The organism is Pantoea sp. sgz302252 (genome assembly GCF_042610525.1).
GTDB lineage: Bacteria > Pseudomonadota > Gammaproteobacteria > Enterobacterales > Enterobacteriaceae > Erwinia.
The window spans coordinates 62,149-85,098 of record NZ_JBHDVM010000012.1 but is presented as its reverse complement, the minus strand read 5'-3'; the positions used below and the strand labels follow the sequence as shown (position 1 = coordinate 85,098).

23 protein-coding genes are annotated in these 22,950 nt (G+C 56.1%); 13 read left to right on the top strand and 10 right to left on the bottom strand.

What is annotated here, in order from left to right:
- Positions 1 to 11 precede the first annotated feature (11 nt).
- Complete coding sequence (locus ACETPC_RS19245; RefSeq protein WP_380184094.1) at positions 12 to 1,946, bottom strand: methyl-accepting chemotaxis protein; 1,935 nt, start codon at positions 1,944 to 1,946, stop codon at positions 12 to 14.
- Positions 1,947 to 2,122: 176 nt separating this feature from the next.
- Here ACETPC_RS19245 and yjfP point away from each other — a divergent pair, with 176 nt between their 5' ends.
- Entirely contained in the window at positions 2,123 to 2,866 is a 744-nt protein-coding gene (gene yjfP, locus ACETPC_RS19240; protein ID WP_380184093.1) for an esterase, read from the top strand.
- Between the two features lie 8 nt (positions 2,867 to 2,874).
- Here yjfP and ACETPC_RS19235 read toward each other — a convergent pair whose 3' ends face one another.
- Both ACETPC_RS19235 and ACETPC_RS19230 read right to left on the bottom strand, forming a co-directional pair.
- On the bottom strand, positions 2,875 to 3,090 hold the full coding sequence (locus tag ACETPC_RS19235) for a hypothetical protein (protein WP_380184092.1): 216 nt from the start codon (positions 3,088 to 3,090) through the stop codon (positions 2,875 to 2,877).
- Between the two features lie 123 nt (positions 3,091 to 3,213).
- Positions 3,214 to 3,438 (bottom strand): hypothetical protein, encoded by a 225-nt coding sequence (locus ACETPC_RS19230; RefSeq protein WP_380184091.1) that lies wholly within the window; start codon positions 3,436 to 3,438, stop codon positions 3,214 to 3,216.
- Here ACETPC_RS19230 and rpsF point away from each other — a divergent pair.
- From rpsF to rplI, 4 genes are read left to right on the top strand one after another with little or no spacing between them, the layout of a single operon-like run.
- Positions 3,430 to 3,825 (top strand): 30S ribosomal protein S6, encoded by a 396-nt coding sequence (rpsF, locus tag ACETPC_RS19225; RefSeq protein WP_380184090.1) that lies wholly within the window; start codon positions 3,430 to 3,432, stop codon positions 3,823 to 3,825. The two genes, ACETPC_RS19230 and rpsF, sit on opposite strands and share 9 nt — an antisense overlap.
- A gap of 5 nt (positions 3,826 to 3,830) precedes the next feature.
- Complete coding sequence (gene priB / locus ACETPC_RS19220; RefSeq protein WP_380184089.1) at positions 3,831 to 4,148, top strand: primosomal replication protein N; 318 nt, start codon at positions 3,831 to 3,833, stop codon at positions 4,146 to 4,148.
- Between the two features lie 4 nt (positions 4,149 to 4,152).
- A complete protein-coding gene (rpsR, locus tag ACETPC_RS19215) occupies positions 4,153 to 4,380 on the top strand; it encodes a 30S ribosomal protein S18 (protein ID WP_000135199.1) in 228 nt (75 codons plus the stop codon).
- A 38-nt stretch (positions 4,381 to 4,418) separates the two neighbouring features.
- A complete protein-coding gene (gene rplI, locus ACETPC_RS19210) occupies positions 4,419 to 4,871 on the top strand; it encodes a 50S ribosomal protein L9 (RefSeq protein ID WP_380184088.1) in 453 nt (150 codons plus the stop codon).
- Positions 4,872 to 4,886: 15 nt separating this feature from the next.
- Here the strand turns inward: rplI and ACETPC_RS19205 are convergent, their stop codons facing one another.
- Positions 4,887 to 5,462, bottom strand: coding sequence for an OapA family protein (locus ACETPC_RS19205; protein ID WP_380184087.1), 576 nt, complete (start codon positions 5,460 to 5,462; stop codon positions 4,887 to 4,889).
- Positions 5,463 to 5,745: 283 nt separating this feature from the next.
- Here ACETPC_RS19205 and fklB point away from each other — a divergent pair, with 283 nt between their 5' ends.
- The gene (fklB, locus tag ACETPC_RS19200) at positions 5,746 to 6,366 is read left to right on the top strand and encodes an FKBP-type peptidyl-prolyl cis-trans isomerase (protein WP_380184086.1); all 621 of its coding nucleotides are present in this window, start codon (positions 5,746 to 5,748) and stop codon (positions 6,364 to 6,366) included.
- 47 nt (positions 6,367 to 6,413) lie between these two features.
- On the opposite strand, the gene ACETPC_RS19195 is transcribed toward fklB, so the two are convergent.
- Entirely contained in the window at positions 6,414 to 8,357 is a 1,944-nt protein-coding gene (locus tag ACETPC_RS19195; protein WP_380184085.1) for a bifunctional 2',3'-cyclic-nucleotide 2'-phosphodiesterase/3'-nucleotidase, read from the bottom strand.
- Positions 8,358 to 8,652: 295 nt separating this feature from the next.
- Between ACETPC_RS19195 and cysQ the strand changes: the two genes are divergently transcribed.
- Positions 8,653 to 9,393 (top strand): 3'(2'),5'-bisphosphate nucleotidase CysQ, encoded by a 741-nt coding sequence (gene cysQ, locus ACETPC_RS19190; RefSeq protein WP_380184084.1) that lies wholly within the window; start codon positions 8,653 to 8,655, stop codon positions 9,391 to 9,393.
- Positions 9,394 to 9,430: 37 nt separating this feature from the next.
- On the opposite strand, the gene ACETPC_RS19185 is transcribed toward cysQ, so the two are convergent.
- Complete coding sequence (locus ACETPC_RS19185) at positions 9,431 to 9,988, bottom strand: YtfJ family protein (RefSeq protein ID WP_380184127.1); 558 nt, start codon at positions 9,986 to 9,988, stop codon at positions 9,431 to 9,433.
- Between the two features lie 298 nt (positions 9,989 to 10,286).
- Between ACETPC_RS19185 and ACETPC_RS19180 the strand changes: the two genes are divergently transcribed.
- A complete protein-coding gene (locus ACETPC_RS19180; RefSeq protein ID WP_246760837.1) occupies positions 10,287 to 10,493 on the top strand; it encodes a DUF1107 domain-containing protein in 207 nt (68 codons plus the stop codon).
- A gap of 45 nt (positions 10,494 to 10,538) precedes the next feature.
- Here the strand turns inward: ACETPC_RS19180 and ACETPC_RS19175 are convergent, their stop codons facing one another.
- On the bottom strand, positions 10,539 to 11,867 hold the full coding sequence (locus ACETPC_RS19175) for a hemolysin family protein (RefSeq protein ID WP_380184083.1): 1,329 nt from the start codon (positions 11,865 to 11,867) through the stop codon (positions 10,539 to 10,541).
- Positions 11,868 to 12,383: 516 nt separating this feature from the next.
- Here ACETPC_RS19175 and ACETPC_RS19170 point away from each other — a divergent pair.
- From ACETPC_RS19170 to ACETPC_RS19155, 4 genes are all read left to right on the top strand, one after another.
- A complete protein-coding gene (locus ACETPC_RS19170) occupies positions 12,384 to 14,099 on the top strand; it encodes an autotransporter assembly complex family protein (RefSeq protein ID WP_380184126.1) in 1,716 nt (571 codons plus the stop codon).
- Positions 14,096 to 17,866, top strand: coding sequence for a translocation/assembly module TamB domain-containing protein (locus tag ACETPC_RS19165; RefSeq protein WP_380184082.1), 3,771 nt, complete (start codon positions 14,096 to 14,098; stop codon positions 17,864 to 17,866). Before ACETPC_RS19170 ends, ACETPC_RS19165 begins: the two co-directional genes overlap by 4 nt.
- Positions 17,867 to 17,868: 2 nt before the next feature.
- The gene (locus tag ACETPC_RS19160) at positions 17,869 to 18,222 is read left to right on the top strand and encodes a gamma-glutamylcyclotransferase (RefSeq protein ID WP_380184081.1); all 354 of its coding nucleotides are present in this window, start codon (positions 17,869 to 17,871) and stop codon (positions 18,220 to 18,222) included.
- A gap of 158 nt (positions 18,223 to 18,380) precedes the next feature.
- Positions 18,381 to 18,821, top strand: a complete 441-nt coding sequence (locus ACETPC_RS19155) for a DUF29 domain-containing protein (RefSeq protein ID WP_380184080.1) — start codon at positions 18,381 to 18,383, stop codon at positions 18,819 to 18,821.
- A gap of 226 nt (positions 18,822 to 19,047) precedes the next feature.
- Here ACETPC_RS19155 and ppa read toward each other — a convergent pair whose 3' ends face one another.
- Together ppa and fbp are read right to left on the bottom strand one after the other, a co-directional pair.
- Positions 19,048 to 19,578, bottom strand: coding sequence for an inorganic diphosphatase (gene ppa / locus ACETPC_RS19150; protein WP_380184079.1), 531 nt, complete (start codon positions 19,576 to 19,578; stop codon positions 19,048 to 19,050).
- 185 nt (positions 19,579 to 19,763) lie between these two features.
- Positions 19,764 to 20,762 (bottom strand): class 1 fructose-bisphosphatase, encoded by a 999-nt coding sequence (fbp, locus tag ACETPC_RS19145; RefSeq protein ID WP_380184078.1) that lies wholly within the window; start codon positions 20,760 to 20,762, stop codon positions 19,764 to 19,766.
- A gap of 169 nt (positions 20,763 to 20,931) precedes the next feature.
- On the opposite strand from fbp, the gene mpl reads away from it, so the two are divergent.
- Positions 20,932 to 22,284: a UDP-N-acetylmuramate:L-alanyl-gamma-D-glutamyl-meso-diaminopimelate ligase gene (gene mpl, locus ACETPC_RS19140; protein WP_380184077.1), complete on the top strand. Its 1,353-nt coding sequence runs from the start codon at positions 20,932 to 20,934 to the stop codon at positions 22,282 to 22,284.
- Between the two features lie 51 nt (positions 22,285 to 22,335).
- On the opposite strand, the gene yjgA is transcribed toward mpl, so the two are convergent.
- Entirely contained in the window at positions 22,336 to 22,878 is a 543-nt protein-coding gene (yjgA, locus tag ACETPC_RS19135) for a ribosome biogenesis factor YjgA (protein ID WP_380184076.1), read from the bottom strand.
- Positions 22,879 to 22,950 lie beyond the last annotated feature (72 nt).

The window sequence follows — 22,950 nt, the reverse complement described above, 5'->3', positions numbered from 1 at the left end:
ATCCCACCGTTTTACGCCTTAACGCGGAAAACCTGCACCAGGTCGGTGAGGTGATGCCCTTTGCGGCTCAGCTCCTGCGCCGTTAATTCCGAGGTGGCGACCAGTTCGGTGCTTTCGTGCGTCGCCTGGCCAATCTGGTTCATGGCGATATTCACCTGACCAATGCCCGCCGACTGCTCTTTGGAAGCAACGTTGATTTCGCTCATCAGCACTTTAACCTGCTCGATACGGCCAACGATATCCTCCATCGACTGGCGCGTTTGCTCGGAAAGGTTATGGCCCTGAACGACTTTGCTCAGCGAGTTTTCAATCAGGCCATCGATCTCTTTAGCCGCCGTGGCGCTGCGCTGCGCCAGCGCACGGACTTCCGCCGCAACCACCGCGAAGCCTTTGCCGTGTTCGCCTGCGCGAGCAGCTTCTACCGCAGCGTTAAGCGCCAGAATGTTAGTCTGGAAAGCAATAGACTCAATCACATGGGTAATATCGGCAATGCTCTGTGAAGCGCTCTTGATATCGGTCATGGTCACCACAGAGCGTGAAACCGTTTCGCCGCCTTTGCCGACCGCCGCTGCCGCCTCGCCGACCAGCGTCAGTGCCTGGGAAACGTTAGCGGCATTTTGCGCTACGGTAGCGCTTAGCTGCTCCATGCTGGCAGAAGTCTCTTCGACACTGGCCGCCTGGCGCGTGATCTGCTCGCTGATGTTTTCACTGCTGGAAGCAATAGCGTCGGTGCCGCTGCTGATATCCTGGGCGGCCTCGCGCACCTGGGAAACGATGCGATCCAAACCGTCGCCGATGCCGTTGATAGCCACAATCAGCTTACCCACTTCATCATGGCGCTGGGTTTCCAGCGTCGCCTGCAGGTTGCCTGCGGAATAGTGCTCGGCCAGTTCAATGACCTGCTGTAGCGGCTTGCTGACCCAGCGGTGCGTAGTAGTGATAAAGCCCAGCGCGAAGAGCGCTACCAGCGCCGCGCCCAGCGTCAGGAACAGATTACGGGTGTGCTCAATCGGCGCCAGCAGGCTGGCTTTATTCACCTCGCCCAGGATCACCCAGTGCCAGTCCGACAAATGGTGCCAGGCCATGATTTGCGTTTCACCATTTGCGCCCTGAACTTCTACCTTGCCAGAGTTCTGGCTTAGCAGCAGCTGGCGGGTCGCTTCCGACCAGGCTGGCAGTTGGCCTTCGCGTTCAGGATGGAATACGTACTGGCCACGGCTTTTACCTTCGGCATCGTTCAGCACCGAAAAATGGCCGCTTTCGCCCAGCTTTTTCGACAGCACTTTTTCGCGGATTAGCGCATATTGTTTGGTGATGTCGACGCCGACAAACAGAATACCGACAACCTGGCCGCTGGCGTCTTTTACCGGCTGATACTGAGTGATATAGCGCTTGCCGAATAGCATGGCAACGCCCTGGAAAATTTCTCCGCGCTGTGCCAGTTTCCAGGCGGGCGCGTTACGATCGAGACGGGTGCCGATGGCGCGATCGCCGTTCTCTTTTCTTAATGAAGTCGATACGCGCAGAAAATCATCGCCGTCACGGACGAAAATCGTCGAAATTGCACCGGTACGCTGGAAAAAATCATCCACCAGGGTTTCATCAAGGTTAAGCGTTTTGTCTCCGGCGCGCAGCACTGGTGCCTGCTCTGCGCCTATAGCAACGCGCTGCGTAGTATCCAGCGTAAACTGTTTTGGCAAAAAGCTTTGGAAAAGCGCGGTATAGTTGGCGACTTCTTCACTCAGCGTGCTGTTAAACATAGTCGCCATATCGCCGATGCCGTCGACCTGGTTTTCCATATTTTCCAGCGTTAATGCCTGCATTTGATTTGACGCGTTATTGGTTAGCGCCAGGGTTAAAACTAAAAACAGCGCGGCGACGCTCAGTGAGGTAATCACCGATAGCTTAACGCCGAGGCTCCAGCGCCCAAATGCGAGAAATTTCATAATAAAGCCTGTTAATTAAAAGAAGGGGTCATAACGGTTAACGGCGGGCGCCAGGAAATATTTAGTGGCGAATTCAGCAGACAGATCAACGAAATAAGCAATAAACTCAAATAACAGCATGATTAGCTGGCTATTTGTATTTATAACCTGTAGCGCAATAACTTAAGGGGAAAGCGATGATTGAAGTCAGTACGGAATTTTTCGCTGGTATTGAGTGTTTGCATGCCGCGCCAGCAGGTAAAAGCGCGCAGCCGCTGCCTACGGTTATTTTCTGGCATGGCTTCGCCTCGTCAAAAGAGGTCTACAGCTATTTCGGCGTAGCGCTGGCGCAGGCGGGATTCCGCGTTATTTTGCCTGATGCGGATATGCACGGCGCGCGCTACAACGACGACAGCGAATTGCGTCTTACCCGCTTTTGGGAAATCCTCAAAAGCAATATTGATGAGGCACCGCTGCTGGAAGCTGCGCTACGCCAGCAGAACCTTATCGAAGGAACGCGTATCGCGGCGGCGGGCGCTTCAATGGGCGGTATGACAGCGCTGGGCGCTATGGCGCGCTATCCACAATTTACCTGCGTCGCCTGTCTGATGGGATCGGGCTATTATATGTCGCTGGCCCATACGCTATTTCCGCCGCTGGCGAGCGATGCGCCAGAGGAGGCTTTTGCGCAGAGAATAGCGCCGCTGGCGGCGTACGAGGTTAGCCATCAGCTGGAAAAACTCGCCGATCGGCCGCTGCTGGTCTGGCATGGCGAAGCGGATGAAGTGGTGCCTGCGGCGGAAAGCCTGCGGCTGGAACGGGCGCTAAAAGAGGCGAAGCTCGATGCCCGGCTGACGTTTTTAACGGAGCCGGGCGTCGGGCATCGCATCACGCCGCTGGCGCTGGAGGCCGCGACGGCATTTTTCAAACGTCATTTATAGCGTCCTTATCAGAGCTGCTGAACCAGCCGCCGCGTCGCAGGAGCGGTTACCGAGGGATTGTCCGTCGGCTGGCTTGCTGGCGTATCGATCCGGTTAATATAGACGTAGCTGTTCGCCGCTTTGCTGGTAAGGCTTTTCACTTGCTGCGCGCAGCCAGCATCACTGGCGAGAGCGGGGGTGGAAAGTACGAGTCCGAGTAAGGTGGCGATTGCGATGGTTTTCATGATCCAACTCCACAATCAGGTAACAAATCTGGCGCCGGGCGTCAGGGTCTTGTCATAACCTGTTAAGTTTAGCGCGGCTGGCGATAAAGTGTATTAGTAATTCTTGCTTTTTACCGTCCCGCTTCATGTGGCCAGATCGCTGATTTTTTTCTCTTTCGACGCGGCCTGACCAAAGCTGACAAATAATTTACGCTGAGCCGCGACTTTACCTTGAGTTTCCCCACCGCCGTCAGTATGATTACGCGTCAATTTTTCAGCCGCACACAAACACGTTCCTTGCTTCCATGGGCCGCGGCTGACCCTGACAGGAGGCTGAATAATCCGTAAGGAGCAAATTCGATGCGTCATTACGAAATCGTTTTTATGGTTCATCCTGACCAAAGCGAACAGGTTCCTGGCATGATCGAGCGTTACTCTGCCACCATCACCGGTGCAGAAGGTACGATCCACCGCCTGGAAGACTGGGGCCGCCGTCAGCTGGCTTACCCGATCAACAAACTGCACAAGGCACACTACGTTCTGCTGAACGTTGAAGCGCCGCAGGAAGCGATCGATGAGCTGGAAACTAACTTCCGCTTCAACGACGCCGTTATCCGCAGCATGGTTATGCGCGTTAAGCACGCGGTAACTGAAGCTTCTCCAATGGTTAAAGCGAAAGACGAGCGCCGCGAGCGTCGTGAAGATTTTGCTAACGAAACCACAGAAGAAGCAGATGCTGGGGATTCTGAAGAGTAATTACCGTGGCGGCTAATCGGCTGACGCTGTCTGGCACCGTGTGCAAGACGCCGATGCGTAAAGTAAGCCCCTCAGGTATTCCACACTGCCAGTTCGTGCTTGAGCACAAATCTATGCAGGTGGAAGCCGGTTTTACCCGGCAAGCCTGGTGTCGGATGCCGGTGATTATCAGCGGCAAAGCCCATCAGGCCATTACTCAAAGTATAACGGTCGGCACGCCGATCACCGTTTCAGGCTTCATCAGCAGCCATCAAGGGCGCAATGGACTGAATAAAACGGTGCTGCATGCCGAGCAGATTGAATTGATAGATTCTGGAGACTAGCCAAATGGCACGTTATTTCCGTCGTCGCAAGTTCTGCCGTTTCACCGCGGAAGGCGTTCAAGAGATCGACTATAAAGATATCGCAACGCTGAAAAACTACATTACTGAAAGCGGTAAGATTGTACCAAGCCGTATCACTGGTACTCGCGCTAAATACCAGCGTCAGCTGGCTCGTGCTATCAAGCGCGCGCGTTACCTGTCTCTGCTGCCGTATACCGATCGTCATCAGTAACGGCTGTTGTCATTTAACGACTTTAAGAGGATAAGGTAATGCAAGTTATTCTGCTTGATAAAGTAGCAAACCTGGGCACCCTGGGCGACCAGGTTAACGTTAAAGCGGGCTACGCTCGTAACTTCCTGGTACCACAGGGCAAAGCTGTTCCTGCTACCAAGAAAAACGTTGAGTTCTTCGAAGCACGCCGTGCAGAGCTGGAAGCCAAACTGGCTGACGTTCTGTCCGCTGCTAACGCTCGCGCTGAGAAAATCAATGCACTGGGCACCGTTACCATCGCGTCTAAAGCAGGCGACGAAGGTAAACTGTTCGGTTCCATCGGTACTCGCGACATCGCTGACGCTGTAACTGCAGCCGGCGTTGAAGTAGCCAAGAGCGAAGTGCGTCTGCCAAACGGTGTTCTGCGCACCACTGGCGAGCACGAAGTGGACTTCCAGGTTCACAGCGAAGTTTTCGCTAAACTGACTGTAAACGTGGTTGCTGAAGCTTAATCGCTTCGCTGCTGCTTAAAAACGCCGGCCCTGTGCCGGCGTTTTTGTTTTTGTGGCCTGGTGAACCTGCAGGAAAGCGCCGTCCGGCTGCCGGGTGAAGAGGATTTCGCCCTGATCGGTGGTGACCGCCAGGCCCGTTACTACGCCGTGAGAATTCTGCCTGATCCTGACCGCCTGTCCCGCCTGTAGGTTGCTTAGCGGCTTGCCGCTGCCTTCTACGCGAGCCATAGCAAAAACATCGTTAACCGGCAGGTTATGGTCGCGGAACAGCTGCGCCAGCGTTTGCCCGGAAGCGATTTGATAGTTCGTCCACTCGCCCTGGGCATCACCTTTGGGCTGCGTATCTGCAGGATCGCTGAGCTCCGCCTGCAGCGGCACATCCGTGGTAGTGCGCTCTATATTAACGGGGCGCGACGGCTGCTCCGGCTGGCGCGGCGAAGGCCAGAGAAAGGCCAGCAACACCAGCGCGCTGGCAAGAACGATGCCGCGGCGGTGAAAGGGCGGCAGTGGATCCATCCAGCGCGCTGAGTCCGTCAGGTGCCAGATCCGGTTAAACCACCGTGATGCTGATGACGCTTTAGTTGCAGGCATGGCGTCGTCCTCCTTGCGCGATCCTCGCGCGAATGAAATATACCGCTGTAACAAAGCTGAAAGCGGCGGGCGTTTCCTTCGTCTACGGGCAATATGCCCCATGTTGACCTCTACTGAAATATAGCTGATAGCGCACTCTCCGTGCGGCTTTTATGCCGCTGACGGTACGGCAGTATTGTTTCCTTTTACGCTGAAAATGTCATCCGGAGAAGATGGCGTTTTACCCCTGTAGCCAGCGCTGTTATGCTTCGTGCTCAGTTTTATCACCAGTAAAGGAAAATCCATGACTACCCCTTCTTTAGACAGCGTAGAAGCCCAGGCAAGCTACGGTATCGGTTTACAGGTTGGCCAGCAGCTGCTGGAATCCGGACTGCAGGGCCTGCAGCCAGAAGCGTTACTGGCTGGCCTGCGCGACGCGCTGGAAGGGAACTCTCCGGCTGTGCCTGTGGATGTGGTGCACCGCGCGCTGCGCGAAGTGCATGAGCGTGCCGATGTGGTTCGTCGTGAGCGCCAGCAGGCGATGGCGGCAGAAGGCCAGAAATTCCTGGAAGAGTACGCGCAGCGCGATGGCGTGAGCGGCACCGAATCCGGCCTGCAGTTCAGCGTGATCAAACAGGGCGACGGCGCTATTCCGTCCCGCCAGGATCGCGTGCGCGTTCACTACACCGGCAAGCTGATTGACGGCAGCGTTTTCGACAGCTCCGTGGCGCGCGGCGAACCGGCTGAATTCCCGGTAAGCGGCGTGATCCCAGGCTGGATCGAAGCACTGACCCTGATGCCGGTAGGCTCAAAATGGGAGCTGGTTATCCCACAGAACCTCGCCTATGGCGAGCGCGGCGCCGGGGCTTCTATCCCGCCATTCAGCACCCTGGTGTTTGAAGTCGAGCTGCTGGAAATCCTGTAATAGCCAGGGCTACCGGAAAGCCTGCGGGCTTTCCGGTACGCCTCAATTTACTGCTTTTGTAAGTCCACGCGATAAATAGCAAAGCCTATGCTATCCGTACCGGTTTTGCTGACGGGATAAAGCACGCGCTCGCGGATAAAGTCTTCCGCCTTTTTATCCGGCGAGGTTTCAAAGCGAATATCCAGCGGCGTTTTAGTGCCGATAGCCGCCAGCCGCCAGTTATTATCGGCCTGCGGATTAACCTCACCATGCGCCTTTGTTTGCGCCGCAATATAGGCCGCTACGATAGCGCGGTTCTCATCCGGAGAAGCAAAAGCCACATGGCTTTCGCCGGTTCCGGCGAACTTGCCGCCATAGGCACGATAATTATTGGTCGCCACCAAAAAGGTCGCCTCGGGATCTATGGGCTTTCCCTGATAAGTCAGATCGCGGATACGCGAGGCTTTATCATTGATGAGCTGGCATTCCGCGTCATAGCGGGCGGGCTGGGTTACATCAATTTGATAGCTGACGCCGTCGATCACATCGAAGTTATAGGTACGGAAATCCCAGTTAAGCAGCGACTGCGGCTTTGCGCTGGCAGGATCGATCTGGTTAAACTGGCCGGCTGAACACTCCAGCCACTCTTTGACCTCTTTGCCGCTGGCTTTCACTACCGCCAGCGTATTGGAATAAAGATAGAGATCCGCCGCGTTACGGAACGTCAGCGGGCCTTTTTCCACCTCGACATAGCTGGCAGGATCGTTTTTCCGGCCGCCTGCTTTAAATGGCGCAGCGGCGGAGAGCACCGGCAGATTAGCCAGATCCGGATCGCCCTGAATAAAATGTTCTACGTAATCACGCTGCGCGTTATTCACTATCTGTACGGTGGGATCGTCCTGAATCAGCGACAGATAGCTGTACATCACGTCTGATGCTTTCCCAATCGGTTTACTGACAAACTCGCGCGTGGCCTGGTGATCCTGAGCCATCACCTTAAGTAGCGCCGGATCTTCCGCCGCCAGCGATTTTTTCGCCGCCGTATCGTAGATGGGGCGCGCCTGAGCGACCGCCTCGCTTACTCGCCAGCGGCCCGAATCATTGTTAAGCACCAGATCGACTACGCCGAGGTGGTTGCCCCACATGCCCGGCATTACCGCCGGTACGCCGTTCAGCGTGCCTTTAGCGATATCCGCGCCCTTAATCGCCGCAAAATCCTTGCTCGGGAAAACCGCATGCGCGTGGCCAAACAAAATGGCGTCGATGCCCGGCACCTGGCTGAGATAGTAAACGGAGTTTTCCGCCATCGCGTGCCACGGCTCGCTGGAAAGCCCGGAATGTGGGATGGCCACTATCAGATCCGCGCCCTGTTTGCGCATCTCCGGCACCCACTTGCGGGCGGTTTCGGTAATATCTTCCACGGTAATTTTGCCGCTAAGGTTCTGCTTATCCCAAATCATGATCTGCGGCGGCACAAAGCCGATATAGCCGACCTTTAGCTGATGGCTGCCGCCCTGGCGATCCCTGACTTCCTCCGTCTTAATCAGGAAAGGCCGGAACAGCGGCTTGCCGCTGTGGATATCGATAATATTGGCGTTGATATAGGGAAAGCGGGCGCCGCTGATGGCTTTTTGCAGATAGTCCAGGCCGTAGTTGAACTCGTGATTGCCCAGGTTGCCTACGGTGTAATCCAGCGTATTCATCGCCTTATAAACGGGATGGATTTCGCCCTGCTGCAAACCCTTAGCCGCGACGTAATCGCCCAGCGGGCTGCCCTGAATAATATCGCCGTTATCCACCAGCACGCTGTTCGTCGCCTCTTTGCGGGCCGACTCAATCAGCGTGGCGGTGCGCACCAGGCCGAATTTCTCCGTGGGCGTGTCCTTGTAGTAGTCAAAATCCATCATATTGCTGTGCAGATCGGTGGTTTCCAGCAGGCGGAAATCCACCGTGGCTGCATGCAGCGCGCAGCTAACCAGCAGAGCGCCAAGCGTCATAACGGGCTTAATCATTTTTTCTCCTTACCTTATTGAGCTCCTAACGTCGCAAAGTTTTGTGAAACTAATACCTTCTGTCTCACAGATATGTGACCAGCTACAAATATTTTCCTCTTATGCCGGCGAAAGGCTGAATCATTGACCCCGATGCCGGGTCAATCAGAGAAAAAACAGCAGCGCCTGCGCTATAAAATAATTTATGCTATTGATAACTAAGCGCTGACGGATCCTGGGGTATCCAGGTTTCGCCATCGACTATGATCAAGAGAGCGCTGGCGCCAGCGTCAGCTCGCCAATCAAGGGGTGGAAAATGTTAGAGAATATATGCCAGCTGGCACGAGAGGCAGGCGTTGCCATCATGCAGATCTACGATGGTCAGGCGCCGCTTGACGTCTCCACTAAATCCGATGATTCGCCAGTGACTGCAGCGGACATCGCCGCGCACAAAGTCATTTTGCAGGGCCTTGCCGCGCTAACGCCGGAAGTACCGGTTCTTTCGGAGGAAGATCCTCCGGGCTGGGAAGTGCGTCAGCACTGGCAGCGTTACTGGCTGGTGGATCCGCTGGACGGTACCAAAGAGTTTATCAAGCGCAACGGCGAATTTACCGTGAACATTGCGCTGATTGAAGCGGGCAAGCCAGTGCTGGGCGTGGTCTATGCGCCGGTGATGCAGGTGATGTATTCGGCCGCCGACGGCAAGGCATGGAAAGAAGAGGGCGGTATAAAAACGCAGATCCACGTACGCGAAGCGCGTCCGCCGCTGGTGGTGGTCAGCCGCTCGCATTCAGATAGCGAGCTGGAGGATTATCTCAGCCAGCTGGGTGAACACCAGACCATCGCCATCGGCTCCTCGCTGAAATTTTGCCTGGTGGCGGAAGGCAAAGCGCAGCTCTATCCCCGCTTTGGGCCGACGAACATTTGGGATACCGGCGCAGGCCATGCCGTAGCTATCGCGGCGGGCGCGCACGTGCATGACTGGCAGGGGAAAACGCTGGACTATGCGCCGCGCGAGTCTTTCCTGAACCCGGGCTTCCGCGTTTCAATCTTTTGAGGCCGGGCGCCGCCTCTTCAGGCGGCGCTTTTATTGCCTAACGTAACAGAGCTCTTACCAGGGCAATCACCTGCGGCACTTCCTGCTGCGTCAGCGCGCCATCTTTAACGAAGCGCACCTTTCCCGCTTTATCCAGCACAATGATTGCCGAGCCTTCATCCTTAAGCCCCCAGGCCTTTTTAGCGTTACCTTTGCTATCGACAATGAATTGCGACCAGGGATACTGCTTTTTATTGCTCTGAATACTGCTGCGCACAAACATGCCGGTGCCGGGAATTGCATCATCGGTGTTGATCACCGTAGTGGTCTGGTAACGATCGCGCGGGAAACCGGCAGCTTTGACTGCCTCAATCAGCGCCGCATTTTTCTCTTTAGCAGAGGCGCGACCGGCAATATGCTGCACTATTCTTACTTTGCCGGTCAGCGCCGCGCTGTTCCAGTTGCGATAATCGAACTCGTCCTGCTGATAACGCAGTTCGCCCCGATCGCTGATGCCAACGGGCGGCACGCGCTCGCCCGCGACAAAATTATGCGCATTGGCGAGCAGCGGAGAGAGCAGCGTAAACAGCAATAGCGGCAGGCGGAAAATTATCATGGCGCGAAAAAACTCATTAGTCATGTTCCTGCAATAATAAACGTGGATGATGCACCTGTCGCCGGGGCATAACAACTTTGCAACACGACGCACAATTTCGCCAGATGCAAAGGTTTATACTGTTCGCCTGCGTCAGGATGAAAGAGCCTACTGTCATGATGTGTAAAAACAGTAAAAAAATTCGGTTTTAAGAATTTTGGAAGTGAAACCTGGTCTATAGTGTATCCACTTTGTGCTGCAAAGCTTCGTACCAAGTCTGGACACGACGCAGCACGTATTCTCTCTCAGGAGTTGTAACATGAAGATTTTTCAGCGCTATAATCCGCTGCAGGTAGCGAAATACGTCAAAACCCTGTTCCGTGGCCGGATCTACATCAAAGATGTAGGCGCGTTTGAGTTTGATAAAGGTAAAATCCTAATCCCACGCATTAAAGATAAGCAGCACTACAGCGTAATGTCAGAAGTGAACCGCCAGGTTCTGCGGTTACAGACCGAGTTCAACTAAGGTTGGGCATCAAGAAAAAGGCGCGAATTTCGCGCCTTTTCTGTTTTATTCTTCCACCATTTTGCTCAGCACGGCGGCCGCGCCTTGTCTGGTTTCGTCAATTCTGGTGACCAGCAGCTGATCGATGCGGTAGCTGTCGATATCTACTACCTCGAACTTATAGCCGTGGAACTTCACAAAGTCGGTGCGCTTGGGGATTTTCCGCAGCATATACATCATAAAGCCGCCGATGGTTTCATAGTTGCCGGACTGCGGGAATTCATCTATATCCAGCACGCGCATTACATCGTCGATTGGCGTGCCGCCTTCCACCAGCCAGGAGTTCTCATCGCGCGCCACGATTTGTTCTTCCATGCCCTGACCGACCAGATCGCCCATTAGCGTGGTCATGACATCGTTCAGCGTGATGATACCTACCACCAGCGCGTATTCATTCATGATCACCGCAAAGTCTTCGCCAGCGGTTTTGAAGCTTTCCAGCGCTTCTGAGAGCGTTAACGTATCCGGCACTATCAGCGCCGAGCGAATTTGTACGCCGCTGTTCAGCGCCATGCTCTGGTTGCCCAGCACGCGCAGCAGCAGCTCTTTGGAATCCACGTAGCCGACGATATGGTCGATATCATCATTACAGACCAGGAACTTGGAGTGCGGATGATTGGCAATCTTTTCCTTCAGGCTTGCCTCTTCCTCGTGCAGGTTGAACCATATTACGTTTTCGCGCGAGGTCATGGAGGAAGGTACGGTACGAGACTCCAGCTCGAAGACGTTTTCGATCAGCTCATGCTCCTGCTTGCGCAGCACGCCCGCCAGCGCGCCAGCCTCTACCACGGCATAGATATCGTCTGAAGTAATATCGTCCTTGCGCACCAGCGGGATTTTAAACAGGCGGAAGATAATATTGGCGCCGCCGTTAAAGAACCACACCAGCGGCCGGAAGATAAACAGGCAGAGGCGCATAGGATTGATGATCTTTAGCGCGATGGTTTCCGGCGCGATCATCCCTAAACGCTTAGGGAAAAGGTCGGCGAACAGGATAAACAGGCTGGTGACCACGGTAAAAGAGGCAATAAAGCTTAGCTGCTCCGCCAGTACCGGGCCGGTAAAACGGTCGAAGAGCGTGCGGAACACGGGCGAGAAAGCGGAATCGCCGACGATACCGCCGAGAATGGCGACGGCGTTGAGGCCAATCTGCACCACGGTAAAAAACATGCCGGGCGTTTCCTGCATTTTCAGCACGCGCTGCGCGTTGATGTTGCCTTCGTCCGCCAGCAGCTTCAGCTTGATTTTGCGCGAGGCTGCCAGAGAGATTTCTGAAAGTGAAAAAAACGAGCTGATGGCTATCAGCATTAAGATGACAAGCAAGCTGTCTAACATAAAACATCCATTAAATGGCCGGTTTGGGCGCTTTCGGTGGAAAGCGCGCTAAAGCAGGCCTTAAGTTGATTACCTGTCATTTTTGGCCTGGGCAGCGCATGGCGCGGCGTACTTCCTGTATCCTTCGGCGGCGACGGGCTATCCGTGCCAAAAATGTCTGCGCCGTTAACCGGAGCAGAAAACTGTTAAGCTGGCCGCTATCCGGCCGCTGCTGTGGATTATAGCCGCGGTGAAGATTGCTTACAATTGCGGCGCTACGCGGCCGGTGCAGTGAGATTTATCCGAGTATGGGGACTAAGCTGACCTGGCGTAACATTCCCATACGATAGCCGGTTGTAACCTGGCGATTGTTTGCACACAATAACGCAAATTTCGGCTTTTCGAATAAAAAGAGCCGCTGAGCCCGTAAAAAGTTGCCATGCTTAAGCGGGCCATTGGGAAGATTCAGCCGTTGCGCCCATCTGGAGGGCGGCAATAATATCAGGAGTTAGCGTGCCACGAATTCACGTCTATTGCATGTTAGGTCTGATCGCAGCCGCACCCGTCGCTCAGGCGGCCACGGTGCGCCTGCAGGTCACAGGCCTGACCGGGGAACTACAAAAAAACGTGCGGGCGAGACTGTCCACCATCTCCAGCGAGGAAGTCACCTCCGATGGGCGTTTTCGCGCGCGCGTTAGCGAAGCGGTTAAGGAAGGGCTTAAGGCGCTGGGCTACTACGAGCCGGATATTGAATTTGAGCTACAGCCGCCGCCTGCGGGCGGTAAAAGACCGGTGCTGCTGACCAAAGTCGATCCCGGCCAGCCGGTGAAGCTGGCAGGCGAAACGGTGATTATTCGCGGCGAAGCCCGCACCGACGAAGATTATCAAACGCTGGTGCGTAGCGGTAAAAGCAAAATCGGCGGCGTACTTAATCACGGCGACTATGACAGCTTTAAAAGCTCGCTCAGCAACCTGGCGCTGCGCAAGGGCTACTTCGACGGCGACTACCGTAAAAGCCAGCTGGGCGTTTCCGTCGAGCGGCGCGAGGCGTTTTGGGATATCGATTACGACAGCGGCCAGCGCTACCGCTTCGGCGACGTCAGCTTTGAAGGCTCGCAAATCCGCGAAGAGTATCTGCAAAATCTGGTGCCCTTTAAAAAGGGCGACTACTACAGCTCGCGAGATTTGGCAGAGCTGAACCGTCGGCTCTCTTCAACCGGCTGGTTTAACTCCGTAGTGGTGGCGCCGCAGTTCGACCAGGCGCGTAAAAGCAAAATCCTGCCGCTACACGGTGTGGTCAGCCCGCGCACGGAAAATACCATCGAGACAGGCGTAGGTTACTCTACCGATGTCGGGCCAAGGGTGAAAGCGACGTGGAAAAGGCCGTGGGTAAACTCTTACGGCCACAGCTTCACCACCAGCGCCAATATTTCCGCGCCGGAGCAGCAGCTCGACTTCAGCTATAAAATTCCGCTGCTGAAAAATCCGGTGGAACAGTACTACCTGCTACAGGGCGGCCTGAAAAGAACGGATCTCAACGATACTAAAGCGGATTCCACCACGCTGGCCGCTTCGCGCTACTGGGAATCCTCTACCGGCTGGCAGCGCGCTATTAACCTGCACTGGAGCCTGGATCACTTTACTCAGGGTAACGTCACCAATACCACCATGCTGATCTATCCTGGCGTCAGCATTAACCGCACCCGCTCGCGCGGCGGCCTGATGCCGACATGGGGCGACTCGCAGCGCTACTCGCTGGATGTCTCCGACACTACCTGGGCTTCAGATATCGATTTCGCCGTGGTGCAGGCGCAAAACGTCTGGATCCGCACGCTGGCGGATAAACACCGTTTTGTGCTGCGCGGCAACCTTGGCTGGATAGAAACCAATGATTTTGATCGCGTACCGCCCGATCTGCGCTTCTTCGCCGGTGGCGACCGCAGCATTCGTGGCTACAAGTACAAAGGCATCTCGCCGCGCGACGATGACGGCAAGCTGACCGGCGCCTCAAAGCTGGCGACAGGCTCGGTAGAGTACCAGTACAACGTGACCGGCAAATGGTGGGGCGCGGTATTCGTGGATTCCGGCGAAGCGGTTAACGACATCAAGCAGAGCAATTTTAAAACCGGCGCAGGCTTCGGCGTGCGCTGGCAGTCGCCGGTTGGGCCGATCAAGCTGGATATCGCCCGCCCGATCGGCGACAGCGAAGATCGTGACATTCAGTTTTATATCGGTTTGGGGCCTGAACTATGAAGCTTTGGAAAAAGGTCCTTATTGGCATCCTGATTTTCCTGGTCGTCCTGCTGGGCGGCGTGGCGTTTTTAATCGGCACCACCACCGGCCTGCATTTAGTGCTGAACGGTGCGGCCCGCTGGGTGCCGGGCCTGGCGATCAAAGAAGTCAGCGGCGGCTGGCGCAACCTGACCCTGAAGGGCGTGCAGTATGAGATGCCGGGCGTCACGGTGAACGCCGGCGAATTTCATCTGGCGCTGAATCTGGGCTGCCTGAAAAACAGAGCTTTCTGCGTTAACGACCTGGCGCTACGAGATGCCAGCGTAGTGGTAGACAGCAAAAAGCTGGGGCCGGCCGCGCCGGAAAGCAAAGAAGATGAGTCATCCGGCGATCTCAGCACGCCTTATCCCATTACGCTGCGCCGTCTGGCGCTGCATAACATCACGGTCAAAGTAGACGATACGGCGATCTCTCTGGCGGACTTTACTTCCGGCCTCGGCTGGCAGCAGCGCGCGCTGACCTTAACGCCGACCCATATTCAGGGGCTGCTGATCGCGCTGCCGAAGGCGGCCAAAGTAGCAGATGAACAGGTCGTGCAGCCGAAAATAGAGCAGCCCAAAGCAGAAGAGCCGCCATTAGGCGAAACGCTGAAGGAGATGTTCGCTAAGCCGCTGCTGCCGGATCTGCCCGACTTTAAAATGCCGCTGGACGTGAATATTCAGCAGATTCTCGGCGAGCAGCTACGCATTACGGGCGATACCGATATCGCTATTACGCGCCTGCTGGTGAAGGCGCAAACTCAGGATCGCCTGCTGCGGCTGGAGACCCTGGATGTGGATTCGCCGCAGGGCCAGCTTAACGCCAGCGGCCAGGCGCAGCTTGCCGCCAACTGGCCGGTGAACTTCAATCTGACCAGCTCGCTTAACGTCGATCCGATCAAAGGCGAGAAGATCAAAATGACCGTAGGCGGCGGCCTGCGCGAGCAGCTGGATCTGGCGCTAAACCTTTCCGGCCCGGTCAGAGCGCAGCTGAATGCGCAGACGCAGCTGGCGGAAGCGGGTCTGCCACTGGCGATGACGCTGCAAAGCGCGCAGCTACGCTGGCCGCTGACGGGTGAAACGCAGTACCAGGCCGATAACTTCAGTTTTAGCTTTAAAGGCAAAGCCACAGACTACGTAATGTCGCTGAAAACCGCGCTGCGCGGCCAGCAGATCCCGCCTGCCACATTGACGCTGGACGGCAAAGGCAACGTGGAGCAGTTCTCGCTGGATAAGCTGCGGCTGGCGGCGCTGGAAGGCACCACGGATCTGACAGCGCTGGTGGACTGGAGCAAGGCGATCAGCTGGCGCAGCGAGCTGACGCTTAACGGCATTAACACCGCACGGCAATATCCGGACTGGCCCGCGAAGCTGGAAGGCAAAATTACCACGCGCGGCAGCCTGTATGGCGGTAGCTGGCAGATGCGAGTACCGGAGCTGAAGCTGCGCGGCAACGTTAAGCAGAACGCGGTCAGCGCGGATGGCTCGCTCTACGGCAACAGCTATAACCAGTGGGATATTCCCGGCATTAAATTGGTGCTTGGTCGCAACAATATCGATCTGAAAGGCTCGCTTGGCGACAAGCTGGCGCTGGACGCCGATATTGATGCGCAGCATTTGGACAACGCGCTGCCGGGCCTGGGCGGCGTGGCAAAAGGCACCATCAAGGCGCGCGGCGATCTGAAAACTCCGCAGCTGCTGGCCGATCTCACCGCCACAGGCTTACGCTGGCAAGCGATGAGCATCGCTCGCGTGCTGCTACAGGGCGATGTGAAATCGGGCGAGCAAATCCAGGGCAAAGTGGCGCTGCGAGTGGATCGGCTGAAACAGGATTCGCTGGCGATCGACCGGCTGGATCTGGATGCCAGCGGCGATGAAAAAGCGCACCAGCTGAAGCTAACGGTCAACGGCGAGCCGGTTTCCGGGCAGCTACAGCTCAACGGCAGCTTCGATCGCAGCCAGCAGCGCTGGCGCGGCACGCTGAACAACACCCGTTTCGATACGCCGGTGGGTGAATGGCGCCTGACGCGCGCTATCGCGCTGGACTATCTCAACAGCAGCCAGACGGTTTCGGTTGGCCCGCACTGCTGGCAAAACCCCAACGCCGAGCTTTGCGTGCCGCAAACCATTGAGGCTGGCCCGTCCGGCCATGCGAAAGTGACGCTGAACCGCTTTGATCTGGCAATGGTGAAGCCGTTCCTGCCAGAGGAAACCCAGCTCAGCGGCGTCTTTAGCGGCGATGCAGACGTCAGCTGGACAAAAGAGGGCGGCCTGCCGCAGGGCCGCGTCTCGCTGAAGGGTAACGGTGTGAAGGTTGCCCAGGACGTAGACGGCAACACGCTGCCATTAGCCTTTGATACGCTGAACCTGAATGCGGCGCTGCGTAACGGCCGCGCCCAGCTGGACTGGCTGATCCGCCTGGCGAAAAACGGCCAGCTGGACGGCAACGTGCAGATCAGCGACCCGCAGAACAAGCGCGGCTTGTCCGGCAACGTCAATATCAAAAACATCGACCTGGCGCTGGTTAACCCGGCGCTGATGCAGGGCGAAAAAGTGGCCGGCATGCTCAACAGCGCGCTGCGCCTGGGCGGCAGCCTGCAAAAACCGCAGGTTTACGGCCAGCTCGGCCTGAAGAACGTGGATGTGGACGGCAGCTTTATGCCGGTCGATCTGACCGGGGCCAACCTGAATATGGTGTTTAACGGCATGAGCTCGACGCTACAGGGATTGATTGAGACTTCGCAAGGGCAGCTGGCGCTCAGCGGCGATGCGGACTGGGCGCAGCTGGATGCCTGGCGCGCACGCATTGCCGCTAAGGGCAGTAAAATCCGCGTGACGGTGCCGCCAATGATCCGGATGGACGTCTCGCCGGATCTGGAGTTTGAGGCGACGCCGCAGGCGTTTAACCTGAACGGCCGTGTCGATATCCCCTGGGCGCGAGTCACGGTGCAGGAAGTACCAGAAAGCGCAGTGGGCGTCTCTTCGGACGAAGTGCTGCTGGATGAGAACCTCAAGCCAATTGCACCGAAAAGCACCGCTATTCCCATTAACAGCAACCTGATTATCCATGTCGGCGACGATGTGCGGCTCAGCGCCTTTGGCCTGAAAGCGAAGCTGAACGGCGATCTTAAGCTGGCGCAGGATAAGCGCGGGCTTGGCCTGAACGGTCAGATCAACATTCCTTCCGGGCGCTTCCACGCTTACGGCCAGGATCTGATCGTGCGTAAAGGCGAGCTGCAGTTCTCCGGCCCGGCGAATCAGCCTTACCTTAATATCGAGGCAATTCGTAACCCGGAAGCCACAGAAGACGACGTTACGGCAGGCGTGCGCGTTACCGGCCTTGCCGACGAGCCGAAAGCGGAGGTCTTCTCCGATCCGGCCATGTCGCAGCAGGAAGCGCTCTCTTATCTGCTGCGCGGACAGGGCCTGGATGCCACGGGCAGCGACAGCAGCGCATTAACCTCGGCGCTTGTGGGATTAGGGCTTGCACAAAGTGGGCAGGTTGTGGGTAAAATCGGGGAGACCTTCGGCGTAAGTAACCTGGCGCTGGACACGGCGGGCGTCGGCGACAGCCAGCAGGTTCAGGTCAGCGGCTACGTACTGCCAGGTCTACAGGTAAAATATGGTGTTGGCATATTTGATTCACTGGCGACTTTAACCTTGCGTTATCGCCTGATGCCTAAACTCTATTTGGAAGCGGTGTCTGGCGTAGACCAGGCCCTCGATGTGCTTTATCAGTTTGAGTTCTAGCAATGCGAATAATTGTCTACGGCAGCCTGAGACGCAAGCAAGGCAACAGTCACTGGATGACCAACGGGCAGTGGCTGGGCGATCATCTGATCGACGGCTACGAGTTATACAACCTGGGCCACTATCCCGGCGTCGTCGCGGGTAGCGGCCAGGTTTACTGTGAGGTCTACCGGGTAGACGCCTCGACGCTGGGCGAGCTGGACGCGCTCAGAACCAAAGGCGGCGAGTATAAACGCGAGCTGATGCAAACGCCTTACGGCAGCGCCTGGCTCTATGTTTATCAGCGTTCGGTAGAAGGCAAGCAGCGGATAGCCAGCGGAGACTGGCTGCTGCGGGATAACCAGGATCCTGCCTGACTCGCTTGATATAAATAAAAACGCCGCTCGTTGAGCGGCGTTTTTTTTCGCCTGTTTACTGCGGCGTGCCGCGCAAAAAACGAACAGAGGTTTTGACGGCAATAGCAGGCTCTGACAAACTTCCCGCTATCAATATTGATTCTTTAGCAGAGAAAACCATGGCTTCTCAATACGAAAGTGACTTTTACGGCTGGACGCTGGAACAGGCAGGATTGCTGCAGGCTGGCAATCTGGAACAGCTGGACACAAGGAACCTGCTTGAGGAAATAAGAAGCATGGGAAACAGCGAGCGCCGTGAACTGGAATCACGCCTGGAGGTGCTGTTTATGCACCTGCTGAAATGGCAATATCAACCAGCTTATCGAGGGCGCAGCTGGCAGCTTACGATAGCGGAACAGCGCCGTAAAATCGTGCGCAGGCTGAACCGTAACCCCAGTCTGAAAAGTGAACTTCCTGAACTGATGGCGGACGCCTGGGGCGATGCGCTGCTCTCTGCCGCGCGCGAGACAGGCACCGAAATCAGCGATTTTCCGCAAAAGCTTCCCTGGCTTTGGGCGGAATTTATGGATGAGCATTTTTTTCCTGACAGCCACAAATAAAAACGCCGCTCGTTGAGCGGCGTCAGACTGCTGACTAACGTGAAGCGATGGAGGGCCTGTAGCTGGAGCAAAGCATTACGGGCCATGGACGGCCCGTACTGAGCTGTCATGGAAGACGTTTTTTGCGTCTTTGCGGAAGACACAGACCCTCCTGAGCCTGCACCGGCATACTTCGCCATCAACCTCACGCCGCTCGTTGAGCGGCGTTTTTTTAGCAGCGGAAAGCTTACTTCTGCGCAGCGCGCTCGAAAGAGGAAACGATTTCCGCTTTCGCTGCTTCAGCGTTATCCCAGCCTTCTACTTTCACCCATTTGCCTTTCTCCAGCGCTTTATACTGCTCGAAGAAGTGGGTGATCTGCGCGCGCAGCAGTTCCGGCAGGTCGTTCACATCTTTGATGTGATCGTACTCTTTGGTCAGCTTGGTGTGCGGAACCGCAACCAGCTTGGCGTCTTCGCCAGACTCGTCGGTCATTTTCAGCACGCCCACTGGACGGCAGCGGATCACTGAGCCCGGCTGTAGCGGATAAGGAGTTGGTACCAGCACGTCTACCGGATCGCCATCCAGAGACAGCGTGTGGTTGATGTAGCCGTAGTTGCACGGATAGAACATGGCGGTAGACATGAAGCGGTCAACAAACAGCGTGCCGGAATCTTTATCTACTTCATATTTGATTGGATCGGCATTGGCCGGGATCTCGATCACTACGTAGATATCTTCTGGCAGATCTTTACCCGCTGGAACCTGGTTTAAACTCATGGTGAATTCCTTTAATCGTCTTAAATCAAGTGACGCACATTATAGCCAACTGGATATAAAAGTATTCCCCCTTTTTGGGCTTTCGGAATGCTCCAGTATGGCCGTTAACGGCGCGTGTTAGCTATAAATCCGGCACAAAGAAAGGGCGATCCGGAGATCGCCCTGGCTAGCTTTTGGCTGCGTCCTTACGCGTCCGGATATTCGCGCAGGAAACGTTCGGTATCGTCAACCATATCGGTGTTGCCGACAAAGAACGGCGAGCGCTGGTGCAGCGTCTCCGGCACCAGATCCAGAATACGGTTTTTGCCGTCGCTGGCTTTGCCGCCGGCCTGCTCGGCCAGGAACGCCATCGGGTTGCACTCATACAGCAGGCGCAGCTTGCCCTGCGGGTGGCTGGCGGTGCTTGGATAGAGATAGATGCCGCCTTTCAGCAGGTTGCGGTGGAAATCCGCCACCAGCGAGCCGATATAGCGTGATGTATAAGGACGGCGGGTCAGCTTATCTTCTTCCTGGCAGAACTTAAGATACTTTTTCACGCCCTGCGGGAAGCGAATATAGTTGCCTTCGTTAATGGAGTAGGTGTAGCCCTTTTCCGGGAAAGCCATTTTTTCCGCGCTGAGGCAGAACACGCCCAGCGAAGGATCGTAGGTGAAAGCGTGAACGCCGCAGCCGGTGGTATAAACCAGCATGGTAGAGGAACCGTAGACCACGTAGCCTGCCGCAACCTGTTGGCTGCCCGGCTGCAGGAAATCTTCTTCCGTTACCGGCGTGCCTGGCGGCGTAATACGGCGGTAGATAGAGAAAATGGTACCGACGGAAACGTTGACGTCGATGTTGGAAGAGCCGTCCAGCGGATCCATCAACACCACATATTTGCCGTTTTCAACGCCTTCGAAAATCACGATTTCGTCTTCTTCTTCAGAAGCGATACCGGCCACAATGCCGCGCGCCTTCAGCGCCGCCTTCAGCTTTTCGTTGGCAAACAGATCGAGCTTCATCTGCTGTTCGCCCTGCACGTTTTCCACGCCGCTGGCGCCCAGAATATCCACCAGGCCCGCTTTGTTAATGTCGCGGTGAATGATCTTCGCGCCCAGCTTGATAGCTGAAATCAGCGCCGTCAGCTCACCTGTGGCGTGAGGAAAGTCGTGTTGCTTCTCGACGATAAATTCGCCTAACGTTTTCATAACACAATCCCTGAATCTGCGGTTGAACAGCAGCTTGTTAAACAAACTGCCAACGTATACCGGGGCAGTTTAGCCGAATGAAGGGCAAAGAACATAGGGCAAATTCCGTTTCTTCCGCACGACGAGGACGCTACACTGTGCACCGACCCTTTCAGTAAACGGACCTTTTATGCGTATTCACATCCTCGGTATCTGCGGCACATTCATGGGCGGTCTGGCAATGCTGGCCCGATCGCTGGGCCATGAAGTGACCGGCGCCGATGCCAACGTTTATCCGCCGATGAGCACGCTTTTAGAAAAGCAAGGCATTGATTTAATTCAGGGATACGATGCTTCCCAGCTCGATCCCGCGCCGGATTTGGTGATTATCGGTAACGCCATGACCCGCGGCAACGCCTGTGTCGAAGCGGTGCTGGAGCGTAATATTCCCTACCTTTCCGGGCCGCAATGGCTGCACGATTTCGTGCTGCGCGACCGCTGGGTACTTGCTGTTGCGGGAACACACGGAAAAACCACCACGGCGGGCATGACCGCATGGATCTTACAGGCGTGCGGGCTGGAGCCGGGCTTCGTCATCGGCGGCGTACCGGGGAACTTCGAAGTTTCGGCAACTTTAGGAAAAAGCCCATTCTTCGTGATCGAGGCGGATGAATATGACTGCGCCTTCTTCGACAAGCGCTCTAAATTCGTTCACTACTGCCCGCGTACGCTGATCCTCAACAACCTTGAGTTTGACCATGCGGATATTTTTGACGATTTAAAAGCTATTCAGCGTCAGTTCCATCATCTGGTGCGCATTGTGCCGGGCCAGGGTCGGATCATTGTGCCGGAGCACGACAGCAACCTGAAGCAGGTGATCGCCATGGGCTGCTGGAGCGAGCAGGAGAGCGCGGGCGAAAACGGGCGCTGGCAGGCGAAGAAACTTACGCCGGATGCCTCGCACTGGGAAGTCTGGCTGGATGGCGAACGTGTAGGGGAAGTAAACTGGTCGCTGGTGGGCGAGCACAACATGCATAACGGCATGATGGCTATCGCCGCCGCGCGTCACGTCGGCGTAAAGCCGGAAGATGCCGCCAAAGCGCTGGACGACTTTATTAACGCGCGCCGCCGTCTGGAGCTGCGCGGCGAAGCCAACGGTATCAAGGTGTACGACGATTTTGCCCACCATCCTACCGCTATCCTGGCGACCATGACCGCGCTGCGCAGCAAGGTTGGTGGCAGAGCGCGTATTCTGGCGGTGCTGGAGCCACGCTCCAACACCATGAAAATGGGCGTCAGCAAAGACGATCTCGCGCCTGCACTGGGTCGGGCAGATGAAGTATTCCTGCTACAGCCGCACCATATTCCGTGGCAGGTTGCGGAAGTGGCAGAGGCCTGCGTACAGCCCGCGCACTGGAGCGCAGACGTGGATACTCTGGTCGAGATGATCGCCAAAACGGCGCAGCCAGGCGATTACATTCTGGTGATGAGCAACGGCGGTTTCGGCGGGATCCATCAGAAGCTGCTGGACAGGCTGGCCTGAGGCAACAGCGGGTCGGCTTTAGCGCTGCGGGTAAACGAACCCGCAGCGTTATCAGGCTTCGGCCAGCTCGCGCAGATACTGGAAGATCTGACGGGTGGCTTTCGGCGGCTTATTGGTCGCTTTTTCTTTCTGGGCGTTGCGGATCATCGAGCGCAGCTGCTGGCGATCGGCCTGCGGATAAAGCTGCAGCACGTCTGCCATCGCATCGTCGCCTTCTGCAATCAGGCGGTCACGCAGCATCTCCAGCTTGTGGAACAGCGCAACCTGCTGGTTGTGGCGGTTCTTCAGCTTATCCAGCGCCTGGCGGATCGGATCTTCATCGCGCGAACGCAGCATTTTGCCGATTAACTGTAGCTGGCGGCGGCGTCCCTCTTTCTTGATCTTCTGCGCCAGCTCAATAGCGGCACGCAGATCCTCATCCAGCGGAATTCTGTCCAGCGAGTTGCTGCTCAGTTCCACCAGCTCGGCACCCAGGCGCTTAAGCTCCTCGGCATCGCGTTTAATTTCACTTTTACTGACCCAGATAATCTCTTCGTCGTCTTCTTCTTGATTATCCGGTACATCATCTAGCCAGTCGTCAGGCTGTTTGCTCATGGGAGGCTCCCTAAAAAAGAGGCTAATGCTATCAGGAAACTCAGGCTACTGCGAAATTGTTCGCTGAGTCTG